This window comes from Nocardia jejuensis NBRC 103114, from assembly GCF_001613145.1.
Classification (GTDB): Bacteria; Actinomycetota; Actinomycetes; order Mycobacteriales; family Mycobacteriaceae; genus Nocardia; species Nocardia jejuensis.
On record NZ_BDBU01000024.1, the window covers coordinates 80,573 to 102,842 of the forward strand.

A 22,270-nucleotide genomic window follows, 5' to 3' on the forward strand; every position below is an offset into this window, starting at 1 on the left:
GGTCGATCATCACGTTTGAGATGGTCGATCCGGTGGAAAACGAGGACGGGGGTGGCCAGTCCGGCGGCCACCCCCACCTTCGACCTCGGCTCCCGAGCGCACCGGGTGTCAGGCGGCCAGCCAGGCGTGGCCGCCGGTGGAGAGTCGCCACGGGGTGAGGCGGAGAACGGTGATGTTCGGGTCGAGGTGATCGGTTCCGCCGAGGATGGTCGGGTCGTAGCCGAGTGGTTCCGGAGTCGTCGCGAACAGCTCCCACAGGTCCTTTCGCGACTGCGGATCGTCCTGGAAGTCGGCTCGGCATTCGGCGACGGCGACCTCGTGCCGGGGATCCCAGTACGAGCAGGACACGTGCGGGGTCGCGGTCAGGTGGGCGAGTTTGAGTGGAGTCGGGCGGGTGAACAGCCGCCCGACCACGCCGTCCGGTGTCTGTTCCCAGATCGGATGGACGACTCGGGAGCGGGGCCGGCCGCGGCGATCGACGGTGGCCAGGGTGCACCACACGATTCGGTGCGCGACACGGATGAAGTCCTCGGCCAACTCCGGCGGCACTCTGCTAGATTTCACAACCATGGTTGTGCATCCTACGCCCGACACCCTGGATCTGTCTCTCACCTCCTTGTTCGCCGGGTGGGCGATGACCGACGAGATCCAGCGGCGCCTGGGCGAACAGGGCTTCGGCGAACTGCGCTTCAACGACGGCGTGGTGATCCAGCACGTGGTGGCCGCGCCCCTGTCGATCACGGCTCTCGCCGAGCGCATGGGCGTCACCCAGCAGGCCGCCTCCAAGACGGTCGCCGATCTGGAACGCCGCGATCTGCTGCGGCGCGAACCGGACCCCGCCGACGCGCGCACCCGCCTCCTGCATCTGACCGACCACGCGCTCGCGGCCGTCGAGGCGACTCGTCGCCTGCGCCGCGAACTCCACGACGAACTCACCGCCGAATTCGGTTCCGCCCGAATGGAAGACGGCCGAGCACTGCTCGCCGCGATCATCGCCCGCCTCGGCGAACCCGAGGCCATTCGCAACCGCCGCGTCCGCCCACCCCACTGACCGCGTCCCGGTTGGGCCGCTGCGGGCATGTCGCGGTGACGGTTTCGTCCGGCTGGTCCTGCGGCGTGGAGTCCAGCGGACCCCAGCCGAAGCGACGGCCCGTCCGCAGTCGCTTCCGGAGGGGTGCGCGCTCGTCGCGGGGCGGGGTCGACTCACGGGTCGGCGGGAACCCCGGGGCGGGGGCGGCCGATAGTGTGGTGGCGTGTATCGCGCTGAGGTATTGCCGCAGGTGGCCGAGGGGTTGTCGTCCGGGTGTCCGGTGGGGATGACGGCGCTGGGCGCGGGTGTGGGGAGATGACCCTACTGCGGTGGGCCGGGCGGCGGTTGCGGGAGTTGCCCGGGGCGGTCTGGTATTTGGCGGTGGGGGCTGTGACCGGAGCGCTGGCATTGGTCGCGCTGGTCGTGCTGTTCCTGGTCGGGGCGCTGAGTTTGGGGATCGTGGGGATTCCGGCGATACCGGAGACGATTCGGCTGCTGCGGCCGTTGACGGGGTTGGAGCGGCTGCGCGCGGGCGGGCGGCTGGGCGAACCGATTCCGGGGGTCTATCAGACGCTGGACGGGCCGTTGCGGCGGCAGTTGGCGACGGTGTTCCGGGACGTGGCCAATATGCGGGACATCGGATGGGTGGCCCTGCACGCGGTGCTGGGGGTGCCGATCGGGCTCTTCGCGGTGGCGCTGCCGCTCGCGCTGATCAATCAGCTCGCTATTCCGGCGTACTGGCGGTTCGCGCCGGAGAACACCGTCGACAACTTCGGGATACCCGTCGACTCGTGGGGTCCGGCCTGGTTGAGCGCGCTGCTCGCGATTCCGCTCGCGGTGCTGGTGCTGCAGATTCCGGTGGTCGCTCGGTGGCAGGCGCTGACCGCACGGGCGGCGCTCGGACCGTCGGAAAGTGCGCTCGCGGCGCGGGTCACCGAACTGACCGAGACCCGGGCGGCCGCGCTGGACGCGCACGGAGCGGAACTGCGGCGCATCGAGCGCGATCTGCACGATGGGGCGCAGGCGCGCATCGCCGCGGTGATCATGCAGCTCGGACTGGCCGACCAACTGCGGCAACAGGATCCCGAACGCGCCGCCGATCTCGTGCGCAGGGCCCAGGACACCGCCACCGACGCCCTGGCCGAACTGCGCGACGTGGTTCGCAGCGTCTATCCCCCGGTCCTCGCGGATCGCGGTCTGCCCAGCGCGGTGTCGGCCCTGGCCGCCCGCAGCCCCATCCCGTGCACCGTCGACATCGACTGGCTCGGCGAGAGCGGACGCCTCGGTGCGCGGGAACCGCTCGATGCGGACGAGAGCCCGCGGCCGGTCGGATCGGACGACGGTTACACCCCGGGTGGCGATATCGATCTGGGCAGCACACGCGTTGGCGCCGAGATCGACGAGCAGGAGATACGCGAGACGGCTCGCAGACCGGCGGCCGTGGAAGCCGCTGCCTACTTCGTGATCGCCGAGGCGCTGACCAATGCGACCAAACACTCCGGGGCCGAGCAGGTTTCGGTAACGCTGGGTGGTGCGGCCGAGACGCTGACCGTCGAGGTCCGGGACGATGGACTCGGGAACGCGCGGGAGCGAGAGGGCGGCGGGTTGGCGGGAATCCGGCGGCGGGCCGAGGCGCTCGACGGGCGGATGCTGCTGAGCAGCCCCGAGGGCGGGCCCACCGTGGTGCGCGTGGAGTTGCCGTGCGGATCGTGAGCAGCGGTGCTGTGCGCGGCGCGCACCGCACAGCACCGCTGGGCGCGGGCGATCCGGACGCGCGGATCGTCGGCAATGCCGCTGTGCGACTGGCGGATAGCGACGGGCCGGGAGTGCGGAACGAGGACACCGTGGTGTGGAGGGAGTCGCTGTGCGGGTGGTGATCGCGGAGGACGACGCGCTGCTGCGCGAGGGATTGGTCCTGCTGTTGAGCAGCGCCGGGATCGAGGTGGTTGCGGCGCTGGACAACGCGGATGATTTCTTGGCGGTGGTGAGCGCCGATCGGCCCGACGCGGTGGTGGTGGATGTGCGGATGCCGCCGACCTTCACCGATGACGGGCTGCGGGCGGCGGTGCAGGCGCGCAGGATTCATCCCGGGCTGCCGGTGCTGGTGCTCTCGGGGTGGGTCGAGGACAGTTACGCCGCCGAACTGCTCGGGGACGGGGCGGGCGGGGTCGGGTATCTGCTCAAGGAGCGTGTCGGGAAGGTCGACCGGTTCCTCGATACGCTGCGCCGGGTGGCGGACGGGGGCACCGCCATGGATCCCGAGGTGATCTCGCAACTCCTGGTGCGGCGCAAGGCAGATGACCCGCTGTCCGCGCTCACCGCGCGCGAGCGAGAGGTGCTGGCGCTGATGGCGGAGGGGCTGGACAACAGCACCATCGCCGGGCGGCTCGTGGTGTCCGAAGGGGCTGTGCTCAAACATATTCGGAGCATCTTCGCCAAGCTCGGATTGCACGCCGACGAGGTCGGCCACCGACGGGTGCTCGCGGTCCTGGCCTACCTCAACGCCTGATGCCGCCCTCGGCGGCGGGCAATAGTGCTGCGCCGCCGAGGAACCCGATCGGGGCTCAGCCCGCCGATTGATCCACAGGCATCAACAGTCTATGCATATATGTGCATATCCGGAGACAGCGGGAGTTCCCCGACCGGCCGGAGGGGGAACTCCCGATTCAGCCACGGAATTGTCAGCTGTCGTTCCGGCAGGTGAAATCGCTTGCGGGGAGCGTGCCTTCGCCGAAGTAGGTGTTGACCGCGGCATAGACGCAGGCGTTCGGGTACCGGCCGAAGATGTAGTGGATCGCGACATCCTCGAGCGTGACGAGGCGGGATGCGTCGAGCGCCCTGTGCATACCGAGGGCGTTCCCGTACGTGGTGCGGGTGTCGCCGGTGGATTGCACGATCAGGGTGGGCACCGAATTGTTCACGACCGTGGTGGGTTCCACGGGCGGAGCCCAGAACGCGCACGGCGTGATGTTGTTCGCGAACGCGCCGAACACCGGCAGCGTGGCCCGCGAGGCCTCGATATTGCGCCAGTACCAGGTCGGGTCCCGCTCGACGGCGGCGTCGCCACACATGATCGCCATCTGCACGGAGTTCTCCACGGGCTCGGCGCGCAGCATGAACTTCAGGCTGTCGGCCAGTCCCGGATCCACCTGCACCGCTGTGCCTTCGGCGGCATCGGCCAGCTGCCGCAGCTGCGAGGCCACCTTCGGGTAGTTCCGGGGATCGTCGAGTCCCGCGAACAGGATCATCGGAATCCAGTGATCGTCGACTTCGTAGCCGTCCAGGTCGATCGGCCGATCGGCCGCGCGCCGGATCATGTCGAGAACGCTGGTGCGCACTTGATCTCGGGTCGTGCCGAAGTGGAATTCGCCGTCCCGTTCCGCGGTCCACCCCGCCCACGTCTCGAAGACGGCCTCGTTGGCGGGGCCCATGTCCTGCACCATCCGCACGGCCCCGTACCGCGCCGGATCCACGGCGCTGTCCAGCACGATCCGATCGCTGCGCTCGGGGAACATCTGGGTGAAGACCGACCCGAGGTAGGTGCCGTACGAGGTGCCGAAGAAACTGATCCGCTCCTCACCCAGGATGCCGCGAACGACATCCATATCGCGAGCGGTATTGCGAGTGGTGATGTGCCGCAACCGATCACCCTCGTTCGTCGCGCACTTCAGCGCCAGATCCGCTTGGAAGGCAACGGATTCGGCGTAGCTCTTCGCATCGACTCCCGCCGATTGCAGACCGAAGCCGGTCCGCCAGCCACAGCGCACGGGAGTGGAGAGCCCGACGCCGCGCGGATCCATGCCGATCAGGTCGTACTGTGCGCGCACCTCGGGGGTCATGGCCGCACCGAAGGCGATCGGGAAATCCAGGCCTTCGCCGCCCGGGCCGCCAGGATTGGACAGCATGATGCCGCGCCGCTTCGACGGATCCGGGGACGGGTAGCGCGAGATGGCCACGGTCATCGTCGCGCCTTGCGCATCGGCGTAGTTCACCGGGACCGTGACATCGGCGCACTGCGCGCCTGCCTTGTCGATCTCCGGATCGGCGCAGGTCTTCCAGGTCAGCTGCTGGCCGTAGTAGCGACTCAGGTCGGCTGCCGGGGCGCGATCGGCGGCGGCGTGGGGAACCAGCACCGCGGCTGTCGCCGCGGCGACGGCCGCGGACGCGGTCGCGATCAGGACCCGCACTCCGCGGCCGGAGGTCTTCGGGTTACGCACGGTTTTTCCTCTCTGTCCCATTGTCCGCTCCGCTCACTCGCACAGTGCGGCGTCCAGGACCGCGGCGACGACCTTGTCGGTCTCGGCGCTGTCGGGAAGCTGGTTCACGATCACGGTGACCGCACGACCGTCCGAGGCCACGCCGTTGCGGGTCTCGTAGCCGGGGATGCTGCCGCCGTGGCCCCACACCCGCTTACCGCAGGAGACGGGCTGATCGATCAGCCCGAGTCCGTAGCCGGAACCCGGCATCCGATCGAACGGCACGGTCTTGCGCATCTGCTCCAATTGCGCTGCGGGCAGCAGTTTTCCGTCGAGTAGCGCGGTGAAGAATCGGTTCACGTCCGAGCCCGTGGCGACCATGTCACCGGCGGTCGACGCCCAGGCCGGGTTCAGATCGGTGAAGTCGGCGCGCTTCCCGTCGATGGTCTGATATCCGACCGGGTGCGGTCCGCGAATGACGGTTTCGCCGGCGGCGGGGGTGTAGGTGTCGCGCAGACCGAGGGGTTCCAGGATGCGGGTGCGGACCGCCTCGGCGGCCGGTCGGCCGGTGAGCTGCTCGACGAGCTGTCCGAGCAGGATGTAGTTGGTGTTCGTGTACACCTGACGCGTACCGGGTTCGAACTGCGGCGGCTGCGACATGGCGATGCGAACCAGTTCGGCCGGTGCGTACTGCCGCCATCGCGCCTCGTCCGACAGCGCGTTCACCAGCACCGGATTCGGGGCGGTCATCGCTTCGGGGTTGCCGGCGCCGACGTAGTCGGGCAGGCCGCTGGTGTGCTGCATCAGCTGACGCACGGTGACGCGATTGCCGTCGTTCCCGTTGCCCCGCACCACTCCCGGGAGATAGCGCTCGATGGGGGCGTCGAGGTCGAGCGTGCCCTCGGCGGCGAGTTGCAGCAGCACGGTGGCGACGAAAGTCTTGGTATTGCTGCCGATTCGGACCTGTGCGTTCTCCGGGAACGGCGCGCCGGTGGCGAGATCGCCGACACCGGCACTGACCGTGCGGTGCCCGTCCGGTCCGTCACTCACGACCTGAACTCCGGGAAATCCTTTGCGCACCACATCATCCAGCGCCCGGGTCAGTGCGTGCGAGCGCTCCGCGTCGCCGGGCGCGGATTCCGATTCCGCCGTCCCGCAGGCCTGCGTGGCGAGTACGGCGACAATGCCGAGCCCGGCCAGCGCGATCCGGCTGCGCGGCCGCCGAAGTGTCGTCATGTAGGCGTTCCTCCTGTTCTAGCCGGGTTCTCCGGCTGCTTCGAGCCTAGGAATCGGGCCCCGCGTTTCCGATGCCGCGCGCACCCGAGTCGCGGGTGGTCCGGGCGCCCGGCGCGCGGTAGTGCCCGCACTACCTCTATGCAACTAGTTGCATAGACGCGGAATGAGGCCTACTGTCCGAATCGGAGGGCTTTCGCCCCGCGCACTCGCAGACGCGCGGATGATCGATGTCGGGGCGAAACAGGACTGAACAGGAGCTGACCATGACGGAAGCACTGAAGCCACTGGCGGGCCGGACCATGATCATGTCGGGCGGGAGTCGCGGAATCGGATTGGAGATCGCGAAGCGGGCGGCCGCGGACGGGGCGAACATCACCCTCATCGCCAAGACCGACACCCCGCATCCCAAACTCCCGGGCACCATCCACACCGCTGCCGCCGAACTGCAGGAGGCCGGTGGCACGGTGCTGAAATACCTCGGTGACGTGCGCGACGACGGTGCGGTCTCCGACGCGGTGCAGCGCACGATTCAGGAGTTCGGCGGGATCGACATGGTGGTGAACAATGCCTCCGCCATCGACCTGTCCCCCACCGAGTTGCTGCCCATGAAGAAGTACGACCTGATGCAGGACATCAACTGCCGCGGCAGTTTCCTGCTGTCCAAGCTGAGCATTCCGGCCCTGAAGGATTCGGCGCAGGCGGGCCGCAACCCGCACATCCTCACCCTGTCCCCGCCACTGAACCTGGATCCCAAATGGGCGGGCATGGCGCTGGGCTACACCATCGCCAAGTACGGAATGTCGCTCACCACACTGGGTTTGGCCGAAGAGCTGCGCAAGTACGGCATCGGCGTGAACTCGCTGTGGCCGCGCACCACCATCGCCACCGCCGCGGTCGAGAATCTGCTCGGCGGCGCGGAGATGATCTCCACCTCCCGCACCCCCGCCATCTACGCCGATGCCGCCTATCTGGTCCTCACCTCGCCCGCCAAGGACACCACCGGCAACTTCTTCATCGACGACGATGTCCTCGCCGCGCACGGCATCACAGACCTGGACAAGTACCGGGTGGTCCCCGGCGACGGCGAGCTCAGCACCGACCTGTTCCTCTGACCCGAAACCGAATCGGTAGCGAATGAAACGTTTTCCCGTCCCCGACCGGTAGACCAACCGGAGCGAGCCGGGCCGGTCCGAGCAGAAACCGCCGTCCTTGCAGCCGGACGGCAGTTGGAAGACCGAACCGCCGGTCTGGGAGCCGGGTTCGCTGGTCCCCAGCCGTCCGAGCTCGATCGACTACCGGAAAGCGGTCGTGGACAACGATCCACCGGCCCCGGCGAGCGGCTCGTTCGGCTGAGCGCTCCGCTACCCGGGCGCGGAAGCGGCCTCGCGCTCGGCGAGATCGCGCAGCGTCAGTAACTGTTTGCGCATCATGACGAAGTCGCCGAGCAGGAGCGGGGCGATCATCCAGGACCGGCCACGGAAGCGGGCTCGAACGTGCAGGCGGGCGCCCTCCCCTGCCTGGTCCGGGCGGACGGCGTAGGTGACCGCTACGCCCTTGGCGCGCAAGGTGATCTGCGCGCCGGGGGTGTGGTCGATGAGTTCGAACAGGGTCATGAAGCGCTGGCCCTGGGCAAGTTCGGTGAGGTGGGGGTCGCGGTCGCGGGGGCTGGGTCGACCCCAGTTGTCGAACAGGTCGTAGCTGTAGGGGGCAACGCGCAGCTGGCAGAGCCACGCGTAGACGAGATGCGGCGGGGCCGCGATCGATACGGCCCGGTCGCAGACGACGACCGGGTCGGAAAGATGTCGGTCGCAGGGCATTTTCGCGATTCGCTCGGCTGCGGTGGATCCCCAGGAGCGGCCGGGGATCCATCGGTCCCGGCAGCGAGCCCCGGCTCGATCGTGCGGCCGGACGCCACCGTCGGCGGGATCGAGACCCTCGCCGCCGCGGGTCATGACGCGGTTCCGGCCGCGCGGGCGATGCGGCGCAACAGGTCTCGCACCACCAGCGTGTGAGCACCGCTGCCGATCACCAGGGCCCGGTAGACGCGGCCGTGAATACCGGGGAAGGCTGCCCGCGTTTCGGCGGTGACGCGCGTCCGGCCCGGGGACTCCTCCTCGAGGGTGAAGGTCAAGGCGTAGCGGGAGAACCAGTGCCTGCCCTTGGCGGCCAGTCGTTGCGGCGGGTCGGCCTCGTCGAGCACGAATCCGCGCGGAAGTGAGGTTAGATCGTCGGGGTTCTTGCAGGTCGTACGCAGGAGGGCGGTCCACGTCCGGGTACGGTCCGCGGCGATCGACCTGGAATACTCATCGATATAAGGCAAACGCTCCATATAGAAGGAACGTACTAGTACATGGCGCCACCCCGCAAGCACGACACCGACGTGATCCTCGACGCAGCGCGCACGCTGGTCCTACGCGACGGCCCCCGGGCCGCCGGCGTCGCGGCCATCGCGGACGCCAGCGGTGCACCCGTGGGCACCCTGTATCACCGTTTCGGCAACCGCAACGGCGTCCTGACGGCCGCCTGGATCCGGGCCCTGGAACGCTTCCAGTCCGGGGTGCTCGCCGCCGCCGCGACCGAGGATCCGGTCGAGGCCGCCGTCGCCATGAGCGCCGCCGCGGTCGCCTTCGGCCGCGAATCCCGCGACGACGCCAAGCTGCTGCTCAACCTGCGCCCCAGCGATCTCCTCGACGGCGCGCCCGACACCGAGTTCCGCGACCGGCTCGCGGGCATGAACGAACCCCTGATCGCCGCACTCCGGCGCATAGCTCTGGCCGTCTACGGCGCCGACGGTCCCCGCGAGATCGACGCCGTCAGCCGCGCCGTCGTGGACCTCCCCTACGCCGCCCTGCGCCGCCATGCCCACGCCGACACCCTCCCCGACTGGCTCGACGACGACCTGGCGGCAGCGACCCGCGCCCTCCTGACCGTGGACTGATCCGACCTCCCTGGCCGGCCGACAGCTCCGGATGCGGCCGAGCACACCGGGTGACGACATCACAGGACGACCTCTGGTGCCCTACAACCGAATTCCCAGCGCCCAGTCCTGCCGGCACCCGAACCCCAGCACGCGCGGTGTCGGCACCACGATTCGCACGCCTCGGAGGCGGCCGTGGTGCCGAGACAGCGAAGCGGCCGTACCCGATCGGGTACGGCCGCTTCGCAGCTCGATGCAGGTTACTTCTTCGGCTCGATGCCGTAGAGGCGTTCCCAGTTCTCGCGGCTGGTCAGCTCCGGCATGGCGGCGCGCCAACTCTGCTGCAGGGCGGGGAGTTCCTCGCGCAGCTTCTTCAGCGTGCGGTAGGCGCGGATCAGCAGGCGGCGCGCGGTTTCCTTGTCGCGCTTGCGGATCCGGACGCCGGACTGGGAGGCATCGGTGACCACGACGTGGTCGTAGAGCCCGACGTGCCACCAGTGCGCGTCCTCGCGGGTGACCCCGACCAGGCCGGGGACGGTGCGGCCGGTCCACTGACTGAGCGCGCGCTTGAACAGGATCAGCAACGGGCGGCTGGGTTCGCCGCCGGCCCGGGACACGTTCACGTGCGAACTCGGAATGGGAGCGGTCGCGGCGGGATGCTTGATCGTCTCCGGATAGTCGCCACGCGAGCCGCGCGCGGCGGCCAGGGCGGCGATTCCGCCGTCCCGCAACGCATCCGGACCACGCAGGTAGTCCTCGATGCCCTGCAATGTGGTGTGCGCCAAGCCGTACTGCATGCCGACCAGGTACTCACCGATCTCGCGGAGCAGCTGGCGGGTGATCGCCTTCGGGTCCAGATCGTGGTGCAGCGAGGACACGATGAGCGAGTTGCGCGAGGAGAAGTAGCGCGCCCAGTCGTCGAAGTCCTTCCAGTAGAAGTCCGCGTGCCAGACGGCGGCATTGGGCAGGGTGACGGTGCGGAAACCGTGTTCCCGTGCGCGCAGGCCGTATTCGACGTCGTCCCACTGGAAGAAGATCGGGACCGGCAGGCCGATCTTCTTGACCACCTCGGCGGGAATGAGGCAGGTCCACCAGGCCTGGTAGCCGGCGTCCACACGGCGTTCCTGATGCTTCTTGAGCATGCTGGTGTTGCGCAGCGCCTTGGCCACCTTCTGGCCGTGCCGCAGCGTGGCCAGATTCGTCTCTTCCGCACCGACATTGAGGTAGTCGGGATTGAACAGGAACAGCATCTGCGCGCCCACCAGGGTGGGCTCCACGGTCATGTTCGCGAAAGCGTTGAGCCGCAACACCGTTTCCGGCTCGCACAGGATGTCGTCGTCCATCAGGATGACGTCGGCGTGCTCGTTGGCGGCCGACACCTCGTACAGCCCGCGTGTGAAACCGCCCGCGCCACCGAGATTCGGCTGCCGGATGTAGACCAGCTTGTTGCCGAACTTGGGCTGGGTCTCGGTGAACAGCACCTGATCCTGCACCAGGTCAGTGCCCTGGTCCACCACGTACACCGCGTCGATGGCGGCCAGCACGGTCGCGTCCGACGCCAGCGCGGCCACCGTGGTGGCGCAGTCCGCGGCGCGATTGAAGGTGCAGATGGCGATGGCCACCGGGCGCACGTGATCGGGTGCGGCAGTGGTCCATTCCAGGTCGCGCACGGTGACCTCGCCGCCGATGGCGTCGATCTCGAGCCACAGCGCGCCGCCGTCGATGAACATGTCCAGGGGCGCGCTCAGCACCACGCGGCCGCTCTCACGCGTCTGCGCGGTGGCGACGATGCGCCGGTGCCCGGCGATGTCCGAGGCCGCCAGGCGGACGTTCGTCTTGCCCGCCACCTCGAGGGTCATCGCGACCTCGACCTCGGTGACGTGCGTCCAGCGCTGCCAGTAGCTGGCGGCGAAACGACCGAAGTAGGTGTTGGTGTGCGCGGTCGCACCCTTGTCCAGTCGCAGGCTGAACCGTTCGCGGGTGGCCTTGCCGCCCTTCACGACCGCGTATAGATCGTCGTTGATCTTCGGCGCGGGGCCGGAGAAGAGACCGCGCGCGAGCACCAGGCGTTCGGGCGCCTTGTGATCCGAACGCAGGGCCGCGGGGGCTCCGGCGGTCTCATTGATTTCGGTCACGGCTTGTCCAGCCGACGCATCCATGAATCCCTCGACATCCCTCGAATAAACAGATACCGGCACATCCGACGTGTGGACGCACACCCACTGTCACGCTCGGCGGGCAGAGGATATCAGTTGCCGGGGCTCGGCAATGGGTTCGAGCCGGTCGGGCCGGAACCGTTACCGCCATCATCCTCGCGTGCGCCGGTGAACACGAATTTGTCGTAAGCCCAGTATCGGAACGCCACGGCCACCATCTGGCCGATCAATGTTCCGGAGATGTTGTCCGCCAACGGCGTCGACAGGTGCAGCACATAGCGGGAGAACCCGAGGCACGCCAGTTGCAGTCCGATGGCGATGACATTGAACAGCGCGTAGAAGAGGTATTCGCGCGCCGCGCTGCCGCCCTTCTTGTGCGAGAAGGTCCACCATTTGTTGCCGAAATAGGTGACGACGGTGGCGACGAGGATAGCGATGATCTTGGCGAGCAGCGGCTGATGGAACAGCGGGCCCTCCCCGCCCGCGAACACCAGCAGGTTGTAGGTGCCCGCATCGACCACGAAGCCGATTCCACCCACCACCAGGAAGGCGCTGCCCTGCCGCAATGCGGTCTTGACCTTGGTGACGAACGATTCCGGCGCGGTCTCGCCCACTACCGCCGATTCCCTGCTGGACACCGGGGAACGGTACCCCGACACGCCGGGGTTGGAACCCGGGGTGGCCGGGAATACTCGAAAAAGCGAGGGTGAACGGGCACGTCGACCCGACTACCCGGTACCCTGCCCCGTGTTCGTTCGTATTCGCCTTCCGATCAGATCAGAGGATTGACCGGGTGGACTCCACCGAGCTTCGCATTGCCGCGATCGTGCCGTGCTACAACGAGGAAGCAGCTGTTGCGAAGGTCGTCACCGACCTGCTGGCTGCGGTCCCCGGCATTGTCGTCTACGTGTACGACAACAACAGCTCCGACGCGACCTCGGAACGCGCCCGCGAGGCCGGGGCGATCGTGCGCCGAGAGCACCGCAAGGGCAAGGGCAATGTGGTGCGCCGCGCATTCGCCGATATCGATGCCGACGTCTATCTGATGATCGACGGTGACGACACCTACGACGCGTCCGCGGCTCCGCGGATGATCGAGGAATTGTTGTCCGGGCCGTACGACCATGTTCTCGGAGTGCGCCGCGAACTCGACGGCATGTCCGCGTACCGGGCGGGCCACGAGACCGGCAACAAGGTGCTCAACGGCGTGGTCGCGCAGGTGTTCGGCGAGAATGTCGAGGACATGCTCAGCGGATACCGGGTGTTCTCGCGCCGCTTCGTCAAGAGCTTCCCGGCCGTCTCCAAGGAATTCGAGATCGAAACCGAGCTGACCGTGCATTCGCTGCATCTGCGCGTGCCGCAGTCGGCCGTCGCGGTCGGATTCAAGGATCGCGCCGAGGGCAGTGAATCCAAGCTGCGCACCTATCACGACGGCTTCAAGATTCTGCGGCTGATCATCGGCCTGGCCAGGCACGAGCGGCCGGTGGCCTTCTACGGTCTGTTCGGCACGCTCGCCTGGCTGATCTCGATCATCCTGATCACGCCGATAGTGATCGAGTTCTACCGGATCCACGAGGTTCCGCGCTTCCCGACGCTCTTCCTCGGCTTCACGCTGCTGCTGCTGGGCAGCCTGGCCTGGACCGCCGGTTTGATCCTGGACGGCATCCGCCGCTCGCGGCACGAGGCCGCACGCCTGGTGTATCTGAACTATTCGGCGGTCGGCGCCGACGAGCCCGCGACCGAGCCCTCGGGCGGTTCGCGGCGATGACGATCCGGACCGAGCCGGACGCTGCTACGCCCGACAAAGATCCGGCCTCGCCCGGTGCGGGAACACCCGGGGATCCCGCAGGTGCACAATCTGAAACCGTGACCGAAGCAAACGACACGATCGCCGAACCCGCGCAGTCGGAGACGGCGCAGGCCGAAGCGCCGAAGTCCGAGGCCCCGAAGCTCGAGGCCCCGAAGCTCGAGGCCGCCGCGTCCGCCTCGCGATCGCGTGATCTGCGCGGCGTGTTCGAGCGGATCGAGCGCCGGTTCGGCTCGGCCGCTGTGGCTTTCGTGCTGATCGCCGGAGTCTTCGGCGCGGTGTTCTCGGTGCTGACGCCGCCGTTCTGGGGCCACGACGAGATCACCCAGTTCGGGCGCGCCTATCAGGTGTCCCAGGGCGGGATCACGCCCCAGAAGATCCACGACGATCGCGGTCCCGCATGGGGCGGCGACATCCCGGTGAGCATCGACGCCCTGATGGGCTACGCGTTCGACGACTACCGCAACAATCCGGACGAGCCGGATCCGATGGTCGCCGATTCGGAGGTCTACGACCTGCTCGGCTCGGCCCCGGTCTCCGACGCCACCAAGCCGGTCTGGTTCACCAATACCGCCGCGTACTCCCCCGTCCCGTATCTGCCTGCCGCGGCGGGCATCCGGGTGGCGCAGGCCCTGGACTTCAGCGTCGGCGGCATGGTGCTGGCCACCCGCTGGGCCGGGCTGCTCGCCTACCTGGTGATCGTCGGCTTCGCGCTGCGGGCGCTGCGCGGACATCGGGTGCAGTGGCTGGCGCTGACGGTGGCGGTGCTGCCGATCGCCGTCTTCCAGGCGGGCACGGTCACCGCCGATACGGTGACCAACGCACTGGCCCTGCTGATTTCGGCGCTGATCGTGAAGGCGCTGTTCCTGGGTCAGCGACTGACCAGGCCCGAGACGGTGCTCGCCATCGTGTCCGCCATCGCGCTGCCGGTCTGCAAGCCCACCTACGTGCTGCTGGCGATGCTCATCGTGCTGATTCCGGCGGAGCGCTTCGGTTTCGGCGGCACCGACCGGATCGCACCGTGGCAGCGCGTATTGCCGTGGGCGAGCGCGGCTCTGGGCGGCGCGGCCTTCGCGGTGTGGATGAAGATCGCGGCACCGACCGGCGACGGCATGAGCCTGATGCGCTCGCAGGAGCAGTGGGGTTCGGTGCGCCCGGGCGATCAGCTGCACGAGATCCTCGGCGACCCCGGGCATTTCCTGAGCGTCTTCGGCGACAGCATCGCCCGCCGCGATCAGCGCTGGTTCACCCAGTTCTTCGGCGAGCTCGGCTTCGCGTACATCGACGTGCCCGCGCTGACCATCGTGGCGAGCCTGCTGGCCTTCGCGGTGAGTATCGGTGTGGCGGACCGCATGACGGGCGCGCAGGGCGCGAACCGGCTGCGCACCTGGCTGGTCCTGCTGACCATGCTGGCGAGTGTCGCCATGATCTACGTGACGCTGTACATGTCCTTCACCCCGGTCGGGTATTTCATGATCGACGGTGTGCAGGGCCGCTACTTCGTGCCGCTCGCGCTGCTCACCCTGGCGGTGCTGCTGCGCTGGATGCCGTTGCGGCTCAGCGATGCCCGAGGCTCGATTCCCACGCGCGGTCCGGCCATCACGGTGGTCGCGGCGACATCGGTCGCCCTGATCGCCGCGATCGTCAAATACAGCACCATCGTGTGGGGCTGAGGCTTCGCTGGCTTCTCTCCCCAGGAACTCGAACGGGCCCGCCGGATTATCCGGCGGGCCCGTTTTCGGCAGTGCTCCAGGCGGGTTCGGCGATATCGCGAACGCCGGTCGGTGGCGCCTCGGGTCAGAGGACTTTCTCCCCGGCGCTGACGTAGGCCCGCTCGGTGGCGTCCTTCTGTGGGCGCCACCAGGATTCGTTGTCGCGGTACCACTCGATGGTGGCGTCCAGGCCCTTGCGGAAGTCGCGGTATTCGGGTTCCCAGCCGAGTTCGGTGCGCAGCAGCGTCGAATCGATGGCGTAGCGCAGATCGTGGCCGGGGCGATCGGTGACGTGATCGAAGTCGTCCCGATCGCGGCCGAACGCCTCCAGGATGAACTGCACGACGGATTTGTTGTCGCGTTCACCGTCGGCCCCGATGAGATACGTCTGGCCGATACGACCGCGGTCCAGGATTTCCCACACCGCGCTGTTGTGGTCGTCCACGTGGATCCAGTCGCGCACCTGATGTCCGGCGCCGTACAGACGCGGTCGCACATCGTCGATCAGATTGGTGATCTGTCGCGGGATGAATTTCTCCACATGCTGAAACGGGCCATAGTTGTTGGAGCAGTTGGAGAGTGTGGCCCGCACTCCGAAAGAGCGCACCCAGGACCGCACCAGCATGTCGCTGGACGCCTTGGACGCCGAGTAGGGGCTGGACGGGTTGTAGGGCGTGACCTCGCTGAATGCCGTCGGATCGTCCAGCGCCAGATCGCCGTACACCTCGTCGGTCGAGATGTGGTGGTAGCGCACCTGATGCCGGCGCACCGCCTGTAGCAGCGAATACGTTCCGACGATATTGGTCTGGATGAACGGCCACGGATCGGCGAGGGAATTGTCGTTGTGTGATTCGGCGGCGAAATGCACGACCGCGTCCACACCTCCGACCAGTCGATCGACCAGTGCGGTGTCGGCGATGTCGCCGTGCACGAACTCGATGCGGTCGGCGATCGAGGCCAGTGAGGCGCGGTTGCCCGCGTAGGTGAGTTTGTCGAGCACGGTGACTTGCACACCGGGTCGACGAGTCACGGTCTGATGAACGAAGTTCGCGCCGATGAACCCGGCGCCACCGGTTACGAGCAGTCGCACGAGAGAAACACTACGTCGCTTCGCGGCGGGGGCGCCGGACGGCCCGGAAGTGTTGCGCGCTTTACACCTTCGAGCCGTTCCTCAGGAGCGGAATCGGACACGAGAACGAAACAAAATTTCGACATCGAATGGACGGCGGGATCCTTAATGTCGCAATTTCTCGACGCGGCCGGTCATTTCGGATCGAAAACACCGCGCACTTTCCCCCATTGCGTGTGACCTTAATCACTAACAGACCGTTTGGTAACGAACCGGTGGATCAGATCCGACTATCAAAACCGTACTTACGCAGCACATTTCCGGAAGTTCTCCGCGCGCATGATCCGCTCGGTGAACGGAATTTGAACGAACGGTCACGGCTGGTTCACCGCTCGTTAGCTGATCTCCATTTCGATTCCTCATGTCCCCCCGAGCTCTTTGATGAGGTTTGCACCAAATGCTGATGAGGAAATTCGCCGCCACGTCGGCGCTGCTGATCGCCGCCATGGGCGTCGCCGCCGGTACCGTCAACGCCGCGCCGGCCGCCAATGAGGCCGACGTGATCAACTACACGGCCACCAACTCCCCGACCAACACCATCATCAACACCGATGGTGGCTCGATGGTCGTCGAAGACGGCATCTTCAAGGTCAAGGCCGCCAACGGCACCACCGTTGCCGGTGCCGAGCTGAACCTGCGCGTCGACGACTTCGTCTTCCCGATCGCCGCGGAGATCAAGGATCACACCGCGACCCTGACCCCCGAGCTCACCATGGAGAAGGCCGTCTACAAGCCGGTCTCCCTGCCTTACGAGAACCAGGCCCCCTGGAAGAGCGATTACGACCGCGAGCAGGCCGCCTGGAACCGCATGAAGGACACCATCGCCCTGGGCGCCACCGTCGCGACCCTGGTCGGCGGCATCGGCGGCGCGGCCCTCGGCTGTGTCGCGGGCGCGGCCCTCGGCCTGGTCGCCACCGGCGCGCTGGCCACCCTGTTCGGCCTCGGCCCGCTGGGCGGCTGCGTCGCGGGCGCCGCGGCTGTCGGCTTCCTCGGCACCATCGCCGGCCAGGTGTTCATCACCGCCCCGGTCGCCATCCTGGCCGCCGTGCAGTACTTCACCACGATCAACCAGCCGTCGATCGCGGCCCCGGCCAAGTAATCGCGGCCCCGGCCGAGTAATACGGCTCGAGTCGTCTTACGACACGAATCACGGCAGAAGCCCCGTCCGGACCACCCGGGCGGGGCTTCTCGCTATATCGGGGACTCTTCCGAATCTCGGCCCCGCCACTCTCACGCCGTGCGGGCGATCTCCCCGGCCTCGAGCCTGGCCCGCACGAACTGCGCGACATGCGCCAGCGCCGCCCGGCTCTCGGGCATGCTCGGGAAGATGGCCATGAAGGCGTGCACCTGGCCGCGCCAGATCTCCAGCGTCGCGGGCACTCCCGCACCGGCCAGCCGCTGCGCCATGATCTCGCTGTCGCGCCGCAGCACCTCGTCCTCCGCGACGATGAGCAGTGCGGGCGGCAGTCCGGCCAGGACCGCGTTCACCGGCGACATCTCCGGATCCAGTCGCCCGTCGACCTCGGCGCCGAGCTTCACCACCGATTCCAGCGCGGACAGCGGGATCAGGACGTCACGGTGGTAGTTCGGATGCGCCCGCTTCTCGGTGCAGTCCAGATCCAGTGCGGGACACAGGCCGACGAGTCCGGCGGGCACCGGCAGTCCGGCGTCGCGCGCCCGCAGGGCGGTCGCGAAGGTCATGTAGCCGCCCGCGGAATCGCCCGCGAACACGATGCGCGAGGGATCCGCGCCGTGGCTCAGCAGCCACTGGTACGCGGTCAGGCAGTCGGCCACCGATCCGGCGATGTCGGTCACGGGCAGCTGCCGGTATTCGACGCTGACGACCGGCAGTCCGGTGCGGCGGGCGATGGAGGCCACCACGGGTCGATGGGTCTCGAGGCCGCAGAGGAAGAAGCCGCCGCCGTGCATGTACATCACCGCGCCGTCGCGCAGCGAGCTGCGGGCACCGGCCGGGCGCACGATCTCGATGCGGAATCCGTTGAGCCGCACTTCCTCCCGCTCGACTCCGCGCGGGGTGGGGCGCAGTTTGGCCAGGTTGTTGATGACGCCGCTGACCACCGGCATGGAGGCCTCGGTCACCGTGGCCATCTCGCCCATGGGGCGGATCATGGTCCGGCAGGCGAGGGTGAGCGCCCGGGCGTAGGCGCTGATTCCATGGGGGTTGGCCACCGGCTGGTCGTTGCCGGTCGACGAGTGTGTGTTGCGGGTGTTGTTGCTGGCCATGGACATCGCGCACCTACCTCATTGTTGGCGCGCCGAACCGGTCGACCAGAGACCGAGCGGTTCGGTAACCGGCGCGGGAGAGTCGGCGCTGACATCTCACAAAGCGTCGTTTCAGAACACCATGAGAACGTGACCTACGCAACAGTTATCGACCATTTGGTATGCCCGGTAAACGTGCGTGATCGATTCGCCGTCCACTCGGAACCTGACCGGCCTTCCCCGCGACCGAACTGGCAGACTGTCGTGACATGCGCGGAATCATCCTGGCGGGCGGCACGGGGTCACGGCTGCACCCCATTACGCGCGGGGTGAGCAAACAGCTGGTCCCGGTGTACGACAAGCCGATGGTCTACTACCCCCTGTCCACGCTCATGCTCGCGGGGATCAGGGACATCCTGGTCATCACCACCCCCGAGGACAGCGCCGCCTTCACGCGGCTGCTCGGCGACGGCAGCCGGTTCGGCATCTCCATCACCTATGTGGTGCAGCCCGAACCCGACGGCCTCGCCCGCGCCTTCGTCCTGGGCGCGGACCACATCGGCGGCGAGAGCGCCGCACTCGTGCTGGGCGACAACATCTTCCACGGTCCCGGACTCGGCACCAAGCTGAACCGGTTCGACAACCTCGACGGCGGCGCGGTCTTCGCCTACCGGGTCTCGGACCCGACCTCCTACGGCGTGGTCGAATTCGCGGACGGCAGGGCCATTTCCATCGAGGAGAAGCCGCAGCGGCCGCGATCGAACTACGCGATCCCCGGGCTCTACTTCTACGACAACGACGTCATCGAGATCGCGCGCGAGCTGAAGCCGTCCGATCGCGGCGAATACGAGATCACCGACATCAATCGGGCATACCTGGAACAGGGACGCCTGCACGTGGAGGTGCTCGCGCGCGGTACCGCCTGGCTGGACACCGGCACCTTCGATTCGCTGCTGGACGCCGCCAACTACGTGCGCACGGTCGAGGAGCGACAGGGCCTCAAGATCGGCGTTCCGGAAGAGGTGGCCTGGCGACTGGGCTTCATCGACGATGCCCAGCTGGCCGCGCTGGCCGAACCACTGGTGCGCTCCGGATACGGCACATACCTGATGGGCCTGCTGGAGCACGGGCGAGCGTGGGAGTAGACGAGATGCGAATTCGAGAACTGTCCGTGCCGGGGGCGTGGGAATTCACGCCGCGGCTGCACGGGGACGAGCGCGGGGTCTTCACCGAGGCGTTCAAGGCCTCGGAGTTCGAGAAGGCGGTCGGCCGCCCCTTCGAACTGCTGCAGGTCAACATCTCCACCTCGGCGGCCGGGGTGCTGCGCGGCATCCACTACACCGAGGATCCGCCGGGACAGGCCAAATACGTGACCTGCGTTCGGGGTTCGTTCCTGGACGTGGTGGTGGACCTGCGCCCGGCCTCGCCGACCTTCGGCACCTGGGACGCGGTGATCATCGACGACGTGGAGCGCAAGTCGGTGTTCCTGTCCGAGGGGCTGGGACACGCGCTGCTCTCGCTCGAGGACGATTCCACCGTCAATTACCTGTGCTCGCTGGAGTACTCGCCCGAATTCGACCGGGATCTGGACGCCTTCGATCCGGATCTGGCGATCGAGTGGCCGAGCGTGAACCGCAGGGGCGAGCCGCTGACCTTCGTGCGCTCCCCCAAGGACGCCGCGGCCCCGCGCCTGGCGGACCTGAAACTTCCGCACTGACCCTCCCGCACGTCCGGCGGCGGCACCGCTCGCTTCCGATGAACGAACGCTGGGGCGCACCACAGTCGTGGTGCGCCCCAGCGTTTTTCGTGTCCCCCGTCCGGCCCGTGTGAGCGGCGGGCTCGGCGGGCTCGTCCGTCAGCCGACCAGTTCGACCTCCGGTTCACGCGCGGCCGCGACGGCAGCGGCTTCGTTGCGCCGCGCCCGCACCTTCGGGAGGAAGGCGGAGAAGGCGACCAGCGCGCCGACGATGGCGACTCCGGCGGCGAACTGCAGACCCGGGCGGTAGGTGTCGAGCATGGCGCCGGGGCTGGCGTCGGCGCTGTGGCTCGAGGTGACGATGGCGGTGGTCACCGCGAGCACGATGGCCGCGCCGACCTGCATGGCTGTCTGCAGCACGCCGGCCGCGAGGCCCTGCTCGTCGTCCTCGATACCGCTGGTGGCCTGAATGTTGATGGCGGGGAAGCCAACCCAGCCGATACCGATCAGCAGGACCGCGGGCAGCAGCACCGTGAGGTAGTCCGGCGCGGTGTCCAGGCGCAGGTACATCAGGTAGCCGACGGCCATGACCGCGAGGGTGATCGCGATGATCGGACCGGTGCCGAAGCGATCGACCAGCTTGTCCGAGACGAAGGCCGAGGCGACCACGAGCACGCCGACGGGCAGCAGCGCCAGGGCCAGGTGCAGCGGCGTCCAGCCGAGGGTGTCCTGCAGGTACAGCGTGGTGATGAACTGCCAGCTGAAGTACGAGCCGCCGACCGCGATGATGGCCACGCTGGCCCGCCACAGGGTGGGCTTGCGCAGGATGCCGAGGCGCACCAGCGGGTACCGGACGCGCTTCTCGACCCCGACGAAGGCGGCGAACAGGGCGATGACCGCCACGAACGAGCCGAGGGTGCGCACCGAGGTCCAGCCCGCTTCGGGCGCGGAGACGACGGTGTAGACCAGCAGCAGCATGCCCGCCGTGGACAGCAGCGCGCCGAACAGGTCGTGACCGCCTTCTTCGGCGGGCTTGTCCTTCGGGACCAGGTAGGCCGCGGCGGCCAGGGCGGCCAGCGCGATCGGGACCGGCAGCAGGAACGTCCAGCGCCAGCCGAGGCCGGTCATCAGGCCGCCGAACAGCAGGCCCATGGAGTAGCCGCCGGCGCCGAAGACGGTGTAGATGGACAGCGCCTTGTTGCGGGCCGGGCCCTCGGCGAAGTTGGTGGTGATGATCGACAGACCGGTCGGCGCGGTGAACGCGGCGGCCAGGCCCTTCACGAATCGGGTGAGGATGAGCAGCGCGGGCGAGCTGACCAGCGCACCGGCCAGCGAGGCCAGGGCGAAGACCGCGAGCGCGATCAGGAAGACCTTGCGGCGGCCGAGCAGGTCCGCGGTGCGGCCGCCCAGCAGCAGCAGGCCGCCGTAGCCGAGGACGTAACCGCTGACCAGCCACTGCAGGGTGGAGGTTTCGAGGTGGAGTTCGGAGCCGATGGACGGCAGCGATACGCCGATCATCGACACGTCGAGGCCGTCGAGGAACAGCACGATGCACAGGGTGATGAGCATGCCCCAGAGCCGGGCGGTCCACTGCGTGGAGTCGGCCGCGTTGCTCACTGCGGGGCGGGTCTCGGTGGAAGTCACGAGAACGGACAGTACATGCGTGTGCATCAAATGCACAAGCATTTAATGCGGTTGCATGAGACTGCGCCGAGGTCTAAGATCTGGGCATGCCGAAGCCGACAACGTCAGTCGAGCTGCCCCCGACCGCGTCGGTCGAGTCACCGACCGAAACGACTGGTCTGGTAGCCGAATGGCGTGATCTGCTGACCCGGCACGCGACGACCTCGTGCGCTCTCGAGAAGGAGCTGCAGGGCCGCCACCACATCGGGCTCAGCGAATTCGAAACCCTGGACCGGCTCATCGAGGCCGGCGGCGAGAGCTACAAGATGAGCGATCTCGCCAACGACATCTACCTCAGCCAGAGCGCCCTCTCGCGGGCCGTCGCCCGGCTCGAGCGCGATGGACTGGTCGGCCGCACGCTGTGTACCGAGGACCGCCGGGCGATCTTCGTGTGCCTCACCGACAAGGGTCGTGAGGTGCACGCGCAGGCCGCGCCGACGCATCGGGGCGTGCTCGAGCAGGAACTGAGCTGATCCCGGCCCGCC

22 protein-coding genes are annotated in these 22,270 nt (G+C 67.8%); 12 read left to right on the top strand and 10 right to left on the bottom strand.

What is annotated here, in order from left to right; genetic code table 11:
• Nucleotides 1-108 precede the first annotated feature (108 nt).
• Nucleotides 109-570 carry a pyridoxamine 5'-phosphate oxidase family protein gene (locus NJ1_RS19515; RefSeq protein WP_067696298.1) on the bottom strand — a complete coding sequence of 154 codons (462 nt, stop codon included), beginning with the start codon at nucleotides 568-570 and terminating at the stop codon, nucleotides 109-111.
• Here NJ1_RS19515 and NJ1_RS19520 point away from each other — a divergent pair.
• The 4 genes from NJ1_RS19520 (at nucleotide 569) to NJ1_RS19530 (ending at nucleotide 3,539) form a co-directional block, all read left to right on the top strand.
• Nucleotides 569-1,051, top strand: a complete 483-nt coding sequence (locus NJ1_RS19520; RefSeq protein WP_067696299.1) for a MarR family winged helix-turn-helix transcriptional regulator — start codon at nucleotides 569-571, stop codon at nucleotides 1,049-1,051. The two genes, NJ1_RS19515 and NJ1_RS19520, sit on opposite strands and share 2 nt — an antisense overlap.
• Nucleotides 1,052-1,345: 294 nt before the next feature.
• Nucleotides 1,346-2,743: a sensor histidine kinase gene (locus NJ1_RS19525; protein ID WP_067696301.1), complete on the top strand. Its 1,398-nt coding sequence runs from the start codon at nucleotides 1,346-1,348 to the stop codon at nucleotides 2,741-2,743.
• Nucleotides 2,740-2,907 carry a hypothetical protein gene (locus NJ1_RS39260; RefSeq protein ID WP_157574091.1) on the top strand — a complete coding sequence of 56 codons (168 nt, stop codon included), beginning with the start codon at nucleotides 2,740-2,742 and terminating at the stop codon, nucleotides 2,905-2,907. The genes NJ1_RS19525 and NJ1_RS39260 overlap by 4 nt, the downstream gene beginning before the upstream one ends.
• On the top strand, nucleotides 2,895-3,539 hold the full coding sequence (locus tag NJ1_RS19530; RefSeq protein ID WP_067696303.1) for a response regulator: 645 nt from the start codon (nucleotides 2,895-2,897) through the stop codon (nucleotides 3,537-3,539). Before NJ1_RS39260 ends, NJ1_RS19530 begins: the two co-directional genes overlap by 13 nt.
• Before the next feature lie 172 nt (nucleotides 3,540-3,711).
• On the opposite strand, the gene NJ1_RS19535 is transcribed toward NJ1_RS19530, so the two are convergent.
• Both NJ1_RS19535 and NJ1_RS19540 read right to left on the bottom strand, forming a co-directional pair.
• On the bottom strand, nucleotides 3,712-5,247 hold the full coding sequence (locus NJ1_RS19535; RefSeq protein WP_245717466.1) for an alpha/beta fold hydrolase: 1,536 nt from the start codon (nucleotides 5,245-5,247) through the stop codon (nucleotides 3,712-3,714).
• A 33-nt stretch (nucleotides 5,248-5,280) separates the two neighbouring features.
• Nucleotides 5,281-6,462 (bottom strand): serine hydrolase domain-containing protein, encoded by a 1,182-nt coding sequence (locus NJ1_RS19540; RefSeq protein WP_067696311.1) that lies wholly within the window; start codon nucleotides 6,460-6,462, stop codon nucleotides 5,281-5,283.
• A gap of 263 nt (nucleotides 6,463-6,725) precedes the next feature.
• On the opposite strand from NJ1_RS19540, the gene NJ1_RS19545 reads away from it, so the two are divergent.
• A complete protein-coding gene (locus NJ1_RS19545) occupies nucleotides 6,726-7,574 on the top strand; it encodes an SDR family oxidoreductase (protein WP_067696314.1) in 849 nt (282 codons plus the stop codon).
• 249 nt (nucleotides 7,575-7,823) lie between these two features.
• Here NJ1_RS19545 and NJ1_RS19550 read toward each other — a convergent pair whose 3' ends face one another.
• Both NJ1_RS19550 and NJ1_RS19555 read right to left on the bottom strand, forming a co-directional pair.
• On the bottom strand, nucleotides 7,824-8,414 hold the full coding sequence (locus tag NJ1_RS19550; RefSeq protein ID WP_245717467.1) for a hypothetical protein: 591 nt from the start codon (nucleotides 8,412-8,414) through the stop codon (nucleotides 7,824-7,826).
• Nucleotides 8,411-8,791: a hypothetical protein gene (locus tag NJ1_RS19555; protein ID WP_067696317.1), complete on the bottom strand. Its 381-nt coding sequence runs from the start codon at nucleotides 8,789-8,791 to the stop codon at nucleotides 8,411-8,413. Before NJ1_RS19555 ends, NJ1_RS19550 begins: the two co-directional genes overlap by 4 nt.
• Before the next feature lie 21 nt (nucleotides 8,792-8,812).
• Here NJ1_RS19555 and NJ1_RS19560 point away from each other — a divergent pair, with 21 nt between their 5' ends.
• Complete coding sequence (locus tag NJ1_RS19560; protein ID WP_067696326.1) at nucleotides 8,813-9,400, top strand: TetR/AcrR family transcriptional regulator; 588 nt, start codon at nucleotides 8,813-8,815, stop codon at nucleotides 9,398-9,400.
• A gap of 239 nt (nucleotides 9,401-9,639) precedes the next feature.
• On the opposite strand, the gene NJ1_RS19565 is transcribed toward NJ1_RS19560, so the two are convergent.
• Both NJ1_RS19565 and NJ1_RS19570 read right to left on the bottom strand, forming a co-directional pair.
• Nucleotides 9,640-11,538 carry a glycosyltransferase gene (locus NJ1_RS19565; RefSeq protein WP_157574092.1) on the bottom strand — a complete coding sequence of 633 codons (1,899 nt, stop codon included), beginning with the start codon at nucleotides 11,536-11,538 and terminating at the stop codon, nucleotides 9,640-9,642.
• 89 nt (nucleotides 11,539-11,627) lie between these two features.
• Complete coding sequence (locus tag NJ1_RS19570) at nucleotides 11,628-12,173, bottom strand: GtrA family protein (RefSeq protein ID WP_245717468.1); 546 nt, start codon at nucleotides 12,171-12,173, stop codon at nucleotides 11,628-11,630.
• A gap of 155 nt (nucleotides 12,174-12,328) precedes the next feature.
• On the opposite strand from NJ1_RS19570, the gene NJ1_RS19575 reads away from it, so the two are divergent.
• Both NJ1_RS19575 and NJ1_RS19580 read left to right on the top strand, forming a co-directional pair.
• Complete coding sequence (locus NJ1_RS19575) at nucleotides 12,329-13,303, top strand: glycosyltransferase (protein WP_067696333.1); 975 nt, start codon at nucleotides 12,329-12,331, stop codon at nucleotides 13,301-13,303.
• A 98-nt stretch (nucleotides 13,304-13,401) separates the two neighbouring features.
• Nucleotides 13,402-15,015: a DUF2142 domain-containing protein gene (locus tag NJ1_RS19580; RefSeq protein ID WP_245717469.1), complete on the top strand. Its 1,614-nt coding sequence runs from the start codon at nucleotides 13,402-13,404 to the stop codon at nucleotides 15,013-15,015.
• Nucleotides 15,016-15,139: 124 nt separating this feature from the next.
• Here the strand turns inward: NJ1_RS19580 and rfbB are convergent, their stop codons facing one another.
• A complete protein-coding gene (rfbB, locus tag NJ1_RS19585) occupies nucleotides 15,140-16,144 on the bottom strand; it encodes a dTDP-glucose 4,6-dehydratase (RefSeq protein ID WP_067696339.1) in 1,005 nt (334 codons plus the stop codon).
• 436 nt (nucleotides 16,145-16,580) lie between these two features.
• Here rfbB and NJ1_RS19590 point away from each other — a divergent pair, with 436 nt between their 5' ends.
• Nucleotides 16,581-17,282, top strand: coding sequence for a DUF8020 domain-containing protein (locus NJ1_RS19590; protein WP_067696341.1), 702 nt, complete (start codon nucleotides 16,581-16,583; stop codon nucleotides 17,280-17,282).
• A gap of 131 nt (nucleotides 17,283-17,413) precedes the next feature.
• On the opposite strand, the gene NJ1_RS19595 is transcribed toward NJ1_RS19590, so the two are convergent.
• Nucleotides 17,414-18,427 (bottom strand): alpha/beta hydrolase, encoded by a 1,014-nt coding sequence (locus tag NJ1_RS19595; protein ID WP_084478550.1) that lies wholly within the window; start codon nucleotides 18,425-18,427, stop codon nucleotides 17,414-17,416.
• A gap of 248 nt (nucleotides 18,428-18,675) precedes the next feature.
• Here NJ1_RS19595 and rfbA point away from each other — a divergent pair, with 248 nt between their 5' ends.
• Both rfbA and NJ1_RS19605 read left to right on the top strand, forming a co-directional pair.
• On the top strand, nucleotides 18,676-19,551 hold the full coding sequence (gene rfbA, locus NJ1_RS19600) for a glucose-1-phosphate thymidylyltransferase RfbA (protein WP_067696342.1): 876 nt from the start codon (nucleotides 18,676-18,678) through the stop codon (nucleotides 19,549-19,551).
• 5 nt (nucleotides 19,552-19,556) lie between these two features.
• Nucleotides 19,557-20,123, top strand: a complete 567-nt coding sequence (locus NJ1_RS19605; RefSeq protein ID WP_067696344.1) for a dTDP-4-dehydrorhamnose 3,5-epimerase family protein — start codon at nucleotides 19,557-19,559, stop codon at nucleotides 20,121-20,123.
• A 138-nt stretch (nucleotides 20,124-20,261) separates the two neighbouring features.
• Here NJ1_RS19605 and NJ1_RS19610 read toward each other — a convergent pair whose 3' ends face one another.
• Complete coding sequence (locus tag NJ1_RS19610; protein ID WP_084478516.1) at nucleotides 20,262-21,788, bottom strand: MFS transporter; 1,527 nt, start codon at nucleotides 21,786-21,788, stop codon at nucleotides 20,262-20,264.
• A gap of 44 nt (nucleotides 21,789-21,832) precedes the next feature.
• Here NJ1_RS19610 and NJ1_RS19615 point away from each other — a divergent pair, with 44 nt between their 5' ends.
• Nucleotides 21,833-22,258 carry a MarR family transcriptional regulator gene (locus NJ1_RS19615; protein WP_067696350.1) on the top strand — a complete coding sequence of 142 codons (426 nt, stop codon included), beginning with the start codon at nucleotides 21,833-21,835 and terminating at the stop codon, nucleotides 22,256-22,258.
• Nucleotides 22,259-22,270 lie beyond the last annotated feature (12 nt).